The 13,662-nt window shown below is 46.7% G+C and carries 10 protein-coding genes; all 10 read right to left on the bottom strand.

Annotated features, from left to right (window positions below):
- Positions 1-195: 195 nt before the first annotated feature.
- Positions 196-909 (bottom strand): glycosyltransferase family 2 protein, encoded by a 714-nt coding sequence (locus BLQ13_RS23260; protein ID WP_244159431.1) that lies wholly within the window; start codon positions 907-909, stop codon positions 196-198.
- A 171-nt stretch (positions 910-1,080) separates the two neighbouring features.
- A complete protein-coding gene (locus BLQ13_RS23255; RefSeq protein ID WP_090924082.1) occupies positions 1,081-2,166 on the bottom strand; it encodes a Gfo/Idh/MocA family protein in 1,086 nt (361 codons plus the stop codon).
- A gap of 12 nt (positions 2,167-2,178) precedes the next feature.
- On the bottom strand, positions 2,179-3,102 hold the full coding sequence (locus tag BLQ13_RS23250; protein WP_244159430.1) for an AraC family transcriptional regulator: 924 nt from the start codon (positions 3,100-3,102) through the stop codon (positions 2,179-2,181).
- Positions 3,103-3,237: 135 nt separating this feature from the next.
- A complete protein-coding gene (locus BLQ13_RS23245; protein WP_090924062.1) occupies positions 3,238-4,242 on the bottom strand; it encodes a Gfo/Idh/MocA family protein in 1,005 nt (334 codons plus the stop codon).
- Positions 4,243-4,500: 258 nt separating this feature from the next.
- Positions 4,501-7,305, bottom strand: coding sequence for an alpha-mannosidase (locus BLQ13_RS23240; RefSeq protein WP_090924061.1), 2,805 nt, complete (start codon positions 7,303-7,305; stop codon positions 4,501-4,503).
- A 12-nt stretch (positions 7,306-7,317) separates the two neighbouring features.
- A complete protein-coding gene (locus BLQ13_RS23235; RefSeq protein WP_090924081.1) occupies positions 7,318-8,142 on the bottom strand; it encodes a carbohydrate ABC transporter permease in 825 nt (274 codons plus the stop codon).
- A gap of 27 nt (positions 8,143-8,169) precedes the next feature.
- On the bottom strand, positions 8,170-9,036 hold the full coding sequence (locus BLQ13_RS23230; RefSeq protein ID WP_090924060.1) for a carbohydrate ABC transporter permease: 867 nt from the start codon (positions 9,034-9,036) through the stop codon (positions 8,170-8,172).
- Positions 9,037-9,337: 301 nt separating this feature from the next.
- A complete protein-coding gene (locus BLQ13_RS23225) occupies positions 9,338-10,717 on the bottom strand; it encodes an extracellular solute-binding protein (RefSeq protein WP_090924059.1) in 1,380 nt (459 codons plus the stop codon).
- Between the two features lie 20 nt (positions 10,718-10,737).
- Positions 10,738-12,039 carry a glycoside hydrolase family 125 protein gene (locus BLQ13_RS23220; protein WP_090924058.1) on the bottom strand — a complete coding sequence of 434 codons (1,302 nt, stop codon included), beginning with the start codon at positions 12,037-12,039 and terminating at the stop codon, positions 10,738-10,740.
- Positions 12,040-12,287: 248 nt separating this feature from the next.
- Positions 12,288-13,475, bottom strand: a complete 1,188-nt coding sequence (locus tag BLQ13_RS23215; protein ID WP_338060892.1) for a GntR family transcriptional regulator — start codon at positions 13,473-13,475, stop codon at positions 12,288-12,290.
- Positions 13,476-13,662: the final 187 nt, after the last annotated feature.

The following is a 13,662-nucleotide window of genomic DNA, read 5'->3' as shown; positions in this document are numbered from 1 at the left end:
AAGACGCTCACGTTTTCCCGGCTCCCCCCATCGTAAAACAGCAAAAAAAATAGGCCAACCAGTAATAACTGGCTAACCTGATAATACGAAAGACGCTCTGCACCGGTCAGAACCTCTCTGGATCAAATGGATGTTATACTTTTTTCTGAATGACGATATCCGACTCTTCGCTTAAAAATGCAGTGTCTCCCTTTTCTACAACTTTTTGTTTGCAAAAGGTTTAAAAGTCCTAGTTACAGCCAGTCGCTCGCTTCCTTCAAGGTAGAACTGATCCTCTGCTCTCCACGTATGACTTGCTTTGTTCTGCCTGCGCAGATACACATAGTTGTAAGGTGATGTTGCATACGTCTTGTACCCTCTCTTCCTGCATTGCCTTAGAAACGTAACATCTTCCCCCACCGAACGATCCGTAAATCGAACCCTTTTTAACACCTTTTTTCTGAATAACAGCGTGCCTCCCTGGATAAATTCCACAGGTTTATTGCTCTCGCCCGGTGACCTCATCAGCAATGTTCGGGAAGCTTCCAGATAAACCAGACAGGAGTGTTTACCCACAATATCACTGCCGGTTTGCCTGAGCGCACGTACCTGTTCTTCCAGATAATAAGGAGAGTAGTAATCATCATCATCCATTTTCGCAACGAGTGAAAAACGAGCTCTAGTGATGCCTGCATTCAGGCACTGTCCTAGTGAGATGCGTTCGGGTACCTGGTGTACGTGGACATTCGCGTATTTCTGCACCTTTTTCCGAATCAAACGCATGTTCATGCTGTCAAGGTTCAGAATAATAATCAGTTCCTTGGCCTTGTAACGCTGGCGAAAATAATTCTGCAGGATGTTATCCAAAAATTGTGGACGGTTAGTACAAACAACGATGGATACTCCTAGAGGTGTACGGTATCTAGACACAACATCCCCTCTTTTCAGCTTATTTCCTGTCATCCTATGTGTTTGATTCATATTAGGTATGGACGGCTCCCTCTATTGTAGAAAAATAACAAAAAACCTCTGCCCGGATAAACGGACAAAGGTTTAAGGGATCTAATTATTTTAACAGGACAATCTATTGAAGCTTCTCCGTTAATTATTAAAGTATACTGCCTTGCCCGTATGTGCCGACTCGTAAATAGCTTCCAAAATCTGCGATACCACCAGCGCCTGTTTCGGTGTAACTACGGGCTCCAAATCTTTATCGATCGCTTCAATCCATTTGCGCATCTCCACATCTGGTGCATTTTCAGACTGTCCTTCATAGAAGTCCACACCGCCAGAGCTGAGTTCAATTTCATTGGTATACAGACGGCTGAACTTCTCGCCATTGATGCGCAGTCCGTTTTTCATGTCGGCTCCCGCCTCGGTGCCACTCAGACTGCATTTAGCTTCGTCCACATCAAGCGAGTTCAGCGCCCAGCTGGATTCCAGCATGATCGTTGCCCCATTTTCCATGACAATCATACCAAAGGCTGAATCCTCCACCGAGAATTTCTGTGGGTCCCACGGCCCCCAGGCATTCGCTGCATTCTCTCTCTGGGAGAGCTCATGATGCGTAGTGCCAAGTACCACTTTCGGCTGATAATTATCCATCATCCATAAGGTCAGATCCAGTGCATGTGTTCCAATGTCAATCAGCGGTCCGCCGCCTTGTTTCTCTTCATCCAGAAACACACCCCAAGTCGGTACGGCTCTTCTTCGAATCGCATGGGCTTTGGCAAAATAGATCGAACCTAGCTCGCCCGCTTCACACAGTTGCTTTAAGTACATGCTGTCCTGACGGAAACGGTTGTTGTAACCGATCGTCAATTTTTTACCTGTACGTTCCGCCGCTTCCAGCATAAGCTGAGCTTCAGCCGCAGTCTTGGCCATCGGTTTCTCACACATGACATGTTTGCCAGCCTCCAGCGCCGCAATTGAAATCTCTGCGTGGGAGATGTTCGGGGTAAGCACATGTACAATATCGAGTGATTCATCCTTCAGCAGTTCCAGGTAATCCGTATATATCTCGGCATCGGCAGAACCGTATTGTTTCTTCGCCTCTGCGGCACGCTCTTCCACAATATCACAGAAAGCAGCCAGTTCAACGTTCTCCAGCTTACTCAGACTTGGCAGATGTTTGCCATTTGCGATCCCGCCACAGCCAATAATTCCAATGCGATACACTTTACTCATCATAAGTCACCCTCACTTTAGTATTGGTTGTTTCATTTTGCGAAAAGCCGACGGGGTCATCCCGAGGCGTTTTCGAAACACAGCATGTAAATAGTTGGCATTGTTAAAACCGGAGCCAACCGCAATCTGCTCAATGGACACGTTGCTTTCCTGTAAATTATGGCACACCGCACGCAAGCGAATGTCCTCCAGCACACGGCTGAAAGGCATATCAGGCTGTACCTGATAAAAAATGCGTTGCAATTGGCGGCTGCTGATGTGCAACTTCTCGGCGACATGCTCCAGCGTCACCACAGAAGCGTGATTAGCTTCCATGTACTGTACAGCATAATCGTATCGATACACTGTCATATCCCTTACAGGGGCTTCAGCTCGAATTCCGCCAGTATCGTAAGCGCGAACCGTTTTCAACAAAATGCTAACAACCAGCTGCTTAATCGAGGTATAGTATCCGACCATCTTGTGGTCACATGCTTCATACGCTTCGAGAAAACAGAGCATTGCACGGTGATAATCCTGAACCGGTTTATGCGGAAGTGTCTTTAGTTTTTCAATCGTCTCTTCTGATTCCGCAACTTCCCATGGATCGACATGCTCTCGTGGTTTATGCACGATATCTACATGAAGACACAACTCATCCATATCCTGCTCGGCATCGGCTTCCTGATAATGAACAACCCCAGGTCCGGTCAGATACAATAACCCTTCCGATAATGCATGGGACTGATCATCAATAATAACTTTGCCTTTCCCTCTAGGAATGAAATGGAACTCATACTCCGCATGGTTATGAAAATCGACAATCCGCCCCGCTGGAAATGTCGTCAGATGAAATCGCAGCACACGAATCTCGTAATGCCCCCATACCACGGTAATATCAAGCCGCTCCAGGAGATCCTGCCGATCCAGCATTTTCTCATACGGATACAGACTCAAGATGCCTTCCTCCTTAACGCCTTACAGGACGAAATTATATTGAGTAGAACTAAAGATTTTACACAGTCCACTCCGTTAAAGTGTAAGTAATTCATTCAACTTATATAATCGAATCTATCCTGTCTAGCTTGATATCTAACTTTGCAACTCAGTCAGCGCAACTCGTCTACCTTCCTTCGCCGAGCGATTCGCCGCTTCCATCAACCGGGTCAATTCCATCGCCATGTTGATGTTTGCGCTGTCCTCGGTATCATTTTGAATGTGTCCTACCCATTGATTGAATGCGCTTTCTACATTTTCAGCAACAGGAAGTTCGGTCCAATCCGTATACTGACCTTCCGCTACTTTCGTGCGAATCAACAATGTGGAATCCGGCGTTCCATATAACAATGTACCCTCTGTGCCATGTACTTCAATGGTAAAAGGCGAGTGACTGTTCACAAATCCCGCTTCCACTACCCCAATAGCTCCTGTTGATGTAGAGAGTGTTGCCACTGCATTATCCTCAACTTCTTTGCCTGTAATATAACCAAAGTGTGCGCTCACATCGGTAATTGGCTGATTTAGAAACAATCTCGTTAGATACATCGGGTGACAGCCCAGATCAATCAGAGCTCCGCCTTGACAGTCATGCAGATCATAGAAGTGCTGAGGCAGCCAATCTGTGATCGCTCCATCATGGGATAATCGTGCCCTCACGTATGTAACTTGACCGAGTAATCCGCGCTCAAGCACGTCTTGAATGGTCAGCGTATATCCAGCATATAGACGAGGAAGAGAAACGGTCATTTTGACTCCGTTTGCCTGAATCTCTCTCAGAATAACATTAGTCTCCACTTGCGTCGCGGCAATGACTTTTTCGGTAAAAATATGTTTACCCGCCTTGGCAGCAGCCGTAATCACCTCTTCATGGAGACGTGTAGGCGCATCTACAATTACCGCATCAATGTCATCTTGTGCCAGCATATCCGCAAGCGATGCATAAAAGGGCACGTTCAAGCGGTCAGCGGCTTCCTGCCCACGCTTCGGGTCTTCGTCCCACACGGCGGCGATTACTGTATCCTCATGTTCCTGGGCTTGCTTGATGTAATCCCATGCATGTACATGCCACAAACTGATTTTTCCAATTCGAATGGTCACGGATGTCTTCCCTCCATAATATATAATATTCTGACAACGTATCTATAAGGTATCACATGATTTATTTATTTTTAATCGAAACTCACGACAATTCATATATAAAATTACGACATATAATATCCCAAAACTATCACAGTTGCACTTTCCCTCATTCTCCTAAAATATGAAAAAGCCGCTCACAGGCGGCTTCTCATCCAACAGTTAACGCTTTAAGCTCTAAAGCCTAAACTTCAGCTGACTCTGTTGATTCGTTCGGTATCACAGTAGCTCGTAACCATGCGTAACAATTTTATATCCTGCTACCGTCCGATGATTATTTTCAAGCGAACCCTTCACCCGCTCCAGCACATCACTCTCATATGTGGAGACACACTCGAAGCCAGTCTGTACATGCAAATCAGCCGGATCAGCACTTAAATTGAACCAACGTGCAATCACATCTCCTGTTTCTTCTGCAATTTTCAATGTGGAAAATGCCAGCGTTGAATTCTCGGCTTGCCAGTCCAGCCACTGTTTGCTCAGTGGTAATTTCAGTTGGCCACCTTTCATTCCATGTACAGGCAGCGCTTCTTTTTCATACGTATGAGCCAATTCCCCGAGCTGCACCGTCGTCCACGGGATGGGGTACGTGTATGCACTTGCACAAGCACCTGATTTCGCCGCATCGCCTGCAAATGGAATAATAGCGTACTCCACCGCCTGAGGTCCCAGACATTGAGCCTCCGGTGTGTCGAATACACCCCAATCTCCCAGTTCGGATGAAGCGCGGAGCAGCGTAACCGCAATCGTACTTCCTGCATTTTCCTGTAAAATCTCATATTCATTGAGCCCTTTGTTCGCAACCATCAGCCCAGTGCTCCCATCCGTCACATAAACAAATGCTTGCTGATGCTGTGCATTGCTAGGATTCACCCACTCCTTCGCCGGAATGTTTGGCCGTTTGGCGACTTCAAAGATGGAGTCAGCATAATGATAGTCCGTGACCAGACCGGACGGGAAAAGCGCGCGTAAACGATGATCTTTGGCCTGATTGTTAAATTCGGTCTTTACCTTGACCATATCACTGCCTGCTTCCAGTGTATATGTTGTTGTGATCTTAAGAGGAACGGTATCCTGAACACGCTGAGCCTTACGCTCCGTGAACGGGACCATGTAACGTTTCTCCTGCTCAAACAGCTCATCTGCCCCAGCCGGAATGTTCCAACGCAGCACACTTTCCATTACGGCATGATAAGGGGAATGCTCCACAAGACGTAGCTCCGCCTTGAGTTGTTTAGTGGATAACGCTTGCTCGCCTTCAGGCTGACGGTACACATATTCGTTGCCGATATCCCCGGTATTTTCGTAGACGTTCAGTCCGTGATATTCTGTTCCAGAGCGTTTATCGAGCAAAGTGATCGCGCCATTCTGCTCCACACGCACTCGCAGATATTCGTTTTCCATCATGTTCGCTTCAATCTCAACTTTAAATTCAACGCCAGCCGCCTGTCTTTCTTCCTTTTCCCCGACTGGAACCAGACCATACGTCTGATAACCCAGTGCAGGAACATTCTTCGCCTGGAAAATCACCTTAACCTTACGTGCCATATATGGCTGACGGAAGCGATCTTTCGGAAGCTCGTAACCGAAATGAACACCTAGATCAAGGATTTCGGCTACGTATATATTGCCTTCAGCATCGATCACTTGATATGTCGGTAGTACGACTTCTTCCAATTTGCGCGCAAGAGCCTGTGGATTCGGACCTTCCGGGAAAAAGGATTTATCTACGATCAGTTCTTTCTCTATGATACCGCTTCGCATCCACCCAGCCGTATTAAACACGGTGAACAACACGGCATCCTCGGCCCAAGCTTCGATATTCTGTACGTCAATGCATTCCGCAATGGCTTGCGACGTCTGGGATACCAGCTTCTCGGCGAGTTGCTGGCTCTTGGCAAACCGGGTCACCATCTCCCGATGCACCTCATCTACACTACAGCCACAGATGCTGTCATGTGGATGATTCTGCATAAGCTTCTTCCAGGCATGGGTAAGCAGATGATGCGGGTATTCCTTAACCCCGGCTACATGGGCCATGGCTGCCAGGGGTTCTGCTACTTTTTCCAATAACGTCTGACCTTGCTGGTTTAACTGTTTCAGATAGACCCGTGCAGAGGCTGTATTCACCAGCGTTCCCCATCCATCCGTATGCTGACTGCGAAGCTCCCCTTCAATCGTTGCCAGATGATCAGGAACCTGCTGCGAGACTGCTGCGATATAGTCATCAAAATTGGAATGTACAAATTTCACTTCAGGGTACAACTCGGAAGCGGTACGAAGTGCCTCAGGTAGATCCGTCTGAATAGGCTGATGATCACAACCGTTCATGAAGAGTAGATGTGATGTTGATGCAAATTTCTCGGCTTCCTGCAGATTTTTGTCCCAGTACACTCGTGCTTTCTCCGGGTCTACAGGTACTTCCATCCCGTTACAATACCAATTGGCAAACAGAATACCGAGCACTTCCGAACCGTCCGGGGAACGCCAGATCATCTCTGAATAGGGAGATTCATACGCTTCTGCATCCACAACAGCGTTGTTGAATCCGGTAGGTTTTACCCCGCGCCCAAAGATCGCATTCTGGATATCCGCCTGCTCTAAAATCTGCGGGGCTTGTCCCATATTGCCGAACGAATCCGGGAAATACCCGGTTTTGGAGATGATTCCAAAAGGTTTGGCGTCCCGATGCCCTATGAGCAGATTGCGCAGGTTAGCCTCGCTACTCGTCAGAAACTCGTCCTGAAGCACATACCACGGACCAAATTGAATGCGTCCCTCACGAATGTACCGATCCAACCGCTCTTGCTGGTCTGGACGAACTTGTAAATAATCTTCCCGAATGATGGTCTGTCCGTCGAGATGAAAGTACCGATATTCCGGGTCCCGGTCGAGTGTGTCCAGCAACTTGTCCATCAGTTCAACCAGTAACACATGATGATGCTCGTATGGCATATACCATTCCCGATCCCAATGCGTGTGTGAGATCAGATGCGCTGTTTTTTGATTCGTCGTATTCGTCATATGTGTCTCCTCCTATCCCTTTGTCGCTCCACCCATACTAAATCCTTTGGACATATAACGTTGGGAGAAAATATAGAGTACTACCGAAGGCATCGTGTATAACATCGAAAATGCGGCCAATCTGCCGTATTCCACCATGCCATGACTGCCGAAGAATTGATAAATCGTGACCGATGCTGGCAGTTTCTCCGGGGTTTGAAGCAAAATGTAAGGTACAAAAAAATTGCCCCAGCTGCCTGAAAAAGTAAAGATTGCAATGGTTGCAATGCCTGGCAGCATCAGCGGAGCAACAATGCTTCGCAAGCCTCTCCAGACCGACGCACCATCAATCCAGGCCGATTCTTCCAGATCAATTGGAACAGAATCCATGAAGTTCTTCATCATCCAGATGCCGTATGGAAGAGATGAAGCCGTCAGGAACAGCATCGTAGCAATGATGGAGTTCTGCATTTTGAAGAACAGAAACAACTGGAACACTGGCACCATCACAGCCGTAATCGGCAAAGCCGTCATAAACAGAATGGATAATAAAAAGCTTTTCTTAAACCGCATCTCGTAGCGTGACAACGGATAGGCCGCCAGCACAGATACTGCGACAACAAGTGCCGCCTGTCCTCCTGACAGAATCAGACCTACCCCGAACGAGCGCAGGTTACTTTCATCCCCAAGTACATCCTTGAAATTTTGCAGTGTCCACGTTGCAGGCATCTTGATGCCTTGCTGCGCGTTCGGATCAAAGGATGCCAGAATAATCCAAAGTAGCGGCAATAAAAAACATAGACCGAGGAAAACCAGAATACCGTACTGGATTTTGCGTTGAAACCCGTGTTTGACCATCATAAGAACATGACACCTCCTTAATCCTTACACTTTTACTTTCATCGAACGGATGTAGAACAGGCTGGCGATAATACCAATGAACAGTAACACAAGAGAAATGGCTGTTCCGTATCCGAACTGGTAATTTACAAAAGCCTGGTTATACATAAATATAGGCAAGGTTTGCGTAGAGGTACCCGGGCCACCGCCCGTCATCGTATAAATCAGGGTAAACACACCCAGTGTCTGCAACGTAACCAGCATCATATTGGTAACGATTGAGCCTTTCACCATCGGAATCGTAATATGGCGAATGATCTGGAATCCGGTGGAACCGTCAATAATAGCGGCCTCTTCTACTTCCTTCGGAATATCATCCAGTGCAGACTGATAAACCATCATGGAAAAAGCCGTTCCATGCCAGATGTTAGCGATAATGACACTCACCATGGGAAAACTGAACAGCCATGAGATCGGACTTACGCCAAACCAGCCCAGAATCTGGTTCAATGAACCATTGTCACTGAAAAAGGCTACCATACAGAATGCCACGACAATTTCGGGCGTGACCCAGCCAGCAATTACGATTATGCCGATGATCCGGCGGAACGTTACATTTTTTTCTTTCATGAGTAAGGCAAGAATAAATCCGAGCACGACCTGACCGATCACTGCGGAGAAGATCAGAAATACCAGCGTACGCCATACGCTGATCCGAAAGTCAGGGTCCTGGAACATGTTAATAAAGTTTTGGAAGCCAACGAACTCCAGGCTTTTGGCTGCGGCGCCAGTCAGTGCCATATTGGTGAACGCAAAGCAGATTGTGAGCACAATCGGCACGATAAAAAACACAAGTAACAGCGTTACGGAAGGCATCAGAAACAGAAATGAGCCCGGGGCTTTTCTTTTCATACGTCACTCTCCATTCGAACCGGAAAAAGGGGAGTTTTTCGCTCCCCCTCCGAAAATATCGATGTTGTTATCCTCCCTATATAAGTTGAACCAAAGATATATTTACACGTTCACTCCGATGACAGAATGACCTTCCATTCGCTGTTACCCCCAGATTTTTTTGATTCCCTTTCCTGAAAGGAAAAATCCGGTGATAAAGGCGATCGCTTTGCTTTTCCAGGTTCTTTCTGTCCTCTCCGTTTTTGTGTAAATGACAAGTTCAACTTCTATAGATATCTAATTCACATCTCTTGCAAGTAAACTATTTTTCTTCGATATGCTCCGCTCCAACTGCTCGGGAGACATTATCCTTGAACTGTTTGATGGCATCTTCCGGCGTAAGTTTTCCGGAGGCAATGCTCTCCACGATGCTTTGCAATTGTGCGGATACCGATGCATATTGATCATTGGCCGGACGGAAGTGAGCCACATTCAACAGCTCTTGTGCTTCCTTCGTATAAGGGCGATTCGTGTACCCTTCAACTTCTGTCGAATCGTTGCGTGGACTGAGACTGCCCTCGGCAACGACACGTGCTGTTGCGTTTTCTTTGTTCATCAGAAACTCAATAAACGTCCAGGCTGCTTCTTTATTCTTCGCCTGAGCTGGAACGGACCACGCCCAGCCTCCAGACATTGTGGTCGCACCTGGCTCCTGTCCATTCTGTGTCGGGAACGGTGCGAAACCGATTTTTTCTTCTACATTCGGAATCGGAGCAGCTCCATTTTCCGCCCATGTAGAACCCGCCCAGCTTCCATCGACCGCCATTGCCAGCTTGCCTTGCGGAAATTGCTGCTGGAACGCAATGCTTCCTGCCTGTCCGTTAAGCGCTACTTGCATGGTTGGTCCGGTTTTGTCCTTGTTGAAGACCTGATCAATAAACTTGAAGGAATCCAGCAATCCCGGACTGTCCACAACCCATTTCTTCGTTGCATCGTCGTAGAGCGTATCCGTTGTACCATATAACAGCATCTCCAGCGTCTGCATCGTTACGCCTTCACCGTTCGCTTTACCGACAATGAGATTCAGCGGCGTTACGCCAGGCAGCTTCTGCTTGATCGTGCGGGCTGCTTCCAGAACTTCATCCCAGCTTGCCGGTTTGAACGGTACAGGTAGTCCAGCTTGCTGGAACAGCTCTTTGTTATACCAGATGCCGCGTGTATCCGAAGTCGCTGGTATACCATAGATTTTGCCGTCCTCGCCAGTTACTCCGGCTTTCAGGTTGTCGATCATTTTGCCGTTCCAATCTGCCCAGCCTTTCACTTGCTCGTCCAGAGGCTCCAGATAACCTGCAGCTGCGTCCGATTTAATAATAGAGGTATCCTCGGCAATGACGTCAGGTGCAGTATCCGGTGATTTCATCTGTAACACCATTTTGGAAGTGTAATCGCCTTCACTAGCAAGCACAGGTGCTATGTTAATCTTGATATCGGGATGATCTTTCTCAAACTGCTCGACCAGTCCGGATTTGAAAAACTTAGTAAGGGTGTCCTCCGAACCAGAGGAACGGAACGATACGGTTACTTCTTTTTTCCCATCGCTAGTCGTGCCTGTGGAAGAACTTCCACTTGAGCAGGCTGTCGTCAGAATAAGCAAAGAAGTCATCGCAGCTGCCACCGGCAGTTTCATCGAAAATTTTCTCATGTCTCGATCTCCTTTTTGTCCTATTTCTGTATGCGGAATCCGCAATAATCCATAACTAACTCGCTATATAACATGTTGGACCAGGAAAACCATGGACGGGTATACTCATGTGGATCATTCGCCGAGAAACCTTCATGCGTCAGACCTGTATCCGCATCCGTCCGCTGGATCAACTGAAGCATGTTCATTTTTTCATTCCGATCTACAGAAGTCAGTCCCTGCATAGATAAGGCGATATGCCATATATATCCTTCGGGTGTGTGCGGACTACCAATTCCAGAAGCCGAAGAACCTTCATAAAAATAAGGGTTCTGTGCGGACAATATGAACCGGCGTGTGTTCTGATAGATCTCGTCATCTTCTGTAACATATCCGAGATAGGGTAAAGATAAGAGACTTGGTACGTTGGCATCATCCATCAGGTTGTGGTTGCCTTTCCCGTCCGTTTCATACGCGTAGATCGTACCGTATTCAGGATGCTCCACCATTCCATACTTCCGAATTCCTTCGTCAATCTGTTCCGCCAGCTTTCGAGCTGTCTCAGCCAGCATAGGTTCATCCAGTAACGCAAGTGCAATCTCCTCTACATATCGGAGAGCTACTACCGCGAACATGTTGGATGGAATCAGATATCCGTATTCACATCTGTCATCACTTGGGCGGAAACCCGACCAGGTCATACCCGTATAAACGGTCTCTGTGCCTCGCCCTTCTCTTCCGAGCGTATCCGTCTCGGGGGCGTCCAGTCGCCGGAATGTATATGGAGAACGGGTCTCATGATGTTGCTCTACTTGCCATAAAGAGATGATCTCGTTGACGGCATTACGAAACGTGGCATTAAACTGATCCGTTCTGCCTGTATTTTTCCATAGCAGATAACTGAGCTGAATTGGATACGCCAGTGAATCAATCTCGTATTTCCGCTCCCAGATCCAGTCATTCATTTCTGTAAGATCCGATTGATGTCCATTGCCGCTCTCTGTTTCGTTAAAAGCGTTTGCATAAGGGTCTAACAGAATGTATCTCAGTTGCCTTTCAACCAGCCCGGCGATCATATCCGACAGTTCCTGATCTTCTGAAGCAAGCATCAGATACGGTCTGACCTGAGCCGCAGAATCCCTGAGCCACATGGCGGGAATATCCCCGGTGATGACGAATGTTGTCCCGTCTTCCTTACGCTGAATCGTCGTTGTTAATGTATTGGTAAAACAGTTTTCAAACATCTCCACAAGCTTGGGATGGTCTGGCAAACCAGCCTTCACTTTGCCGATCATCTGCTGAATGGAAGGAGAAATGTTCTGATCTTTTCTCGTTGTGTGCATGAGTCCTCCTTAAACATCAAAAGTTTAACCGCTTTCATCATCCTAAAACGAATTAAATGTTATGTCAATATATTTAATTATATAACATCATGTTATTTACATAAAATAAATCAAATGGTATGTCAACTTTTGTCATTAAAGCCAATAAGAACATATGCACAACAAAAAGAGACTCCGTCACCGAAGCCTCCGTTATATTCATCTGATCTTATCCATCTGGTGCATCGAATTCCACAAATCCAATACCCTTATTTCGGTTGAAAAACAGCACGCTCTCTTACCTGACTTGTCGATGTTCCCTTTACGATGGACGCAGGAAGGACAACTCGCTTAACCCCGCCTAGTTCTTGACCATGCATATGTTGCAAGACCATTTCAAACGCCTTTTCTCCCATATCAAACTGATTCTGCTTGAGGTGGGTAATTCGCGAATGCCTTTCGGTATGCGGACTGTCAAAACACAGGATGGACAGTTCTTCGGGTACACGCATATCCAACTGTTCTGCGGCCTCTAAAGCAAGTAATGCAATGTCATATTCAGCTGCAAAAACCGCTGTAATCTGCGGGTATTTTTTAAAATGCGCAACAAGCTTCTCCACGTCACGATGCTTGGCTTCAGGATCGAATTCATTCGGCAAGGACGAAAGGATAGACTCCACCCACATTTCTCGATTCACAAGTATACCCTGATCGTTGTGCGCCTCAATAAATCCTTCAATTCGTTCCTCAATGGTCGTTGTGTTCACTGGAGGCTGCGTAAGGAAAGCAATATGCTGATGTCCCAGATCGAACAGATACTTTGTCCCTTCTCTTGCTGCTCTGACATTGTCCGTGCTAACCGAGGAAGCGGGAATCCCTTTAAGATATCGGTCTATCATTACAAATGGGAACTTGCCAACCACCAGTTTTAAAATCTCGTCACTAAAATATTCCCCCTGTGCAGGGAAAATAATTAAACCGTCTACCCCAAGCTCCAGCAACTCACGGATACACTGTTCCTCCTGCTCGGGAATACCGAAAGAACGTCTAAGCACAAGAAAGCTGTCATGTTTTCGTGAAGCTTCCTCCATACCATATAAAAGCTCTGTTCCATACATATCGCTGAAATTGGTAATGACCAGACCGATGAGCAGTTTACGTTCCTGCTTCTGTCCTTTGTTGGCTACAGACGTAACTTCTCGTCCTAACTCATCCAAAGCGGTATCGGCCACAAATGAACCACGTCCCGGCTGTCGAACAATCAGCTGTTCATTGGCCAGCATTTCCAGCGCCTTCTTCGTTGTAATCCGGCTCACGCCGAATTCGTCACATAGTTCTTTTTCCGATGGAACACGATCACCAATTTTATATTGATGTTGCTGTATTCGTTCTCTCAACGACTCAAAGATCTGTTCATACATCGGCTTGGAAGCCGAGTCTTTCGCCAATACAAGCACCTCCATAAACACTTTACTTCATAATTCTTATATCCTAATATATCATGTTATATCATTAAAGTGAAGGAGAGATGAAAATTATTGTATGTGTGCATAGTTAAACCCCAAAAAACGGCAAGCCCTGATTCCAGGCTTACCGTTTTTTAAAAGATACTGATTTTAGCTGACAAGGCCTATATAGCTTACA

It is taken from the genome of Paenibacillus polysaccharolyticus (genome assembly GCF_900102085.1).
GTDB lineage: Bacteria > Bacillota > Bacilli > Paenibacillales > Paenibacillaceae > Paenibacillus > Paenibacillus polysaccharolyticus.
This window is presented reverse-complemented; position numbering and strand designations above follow the sequence as displayed.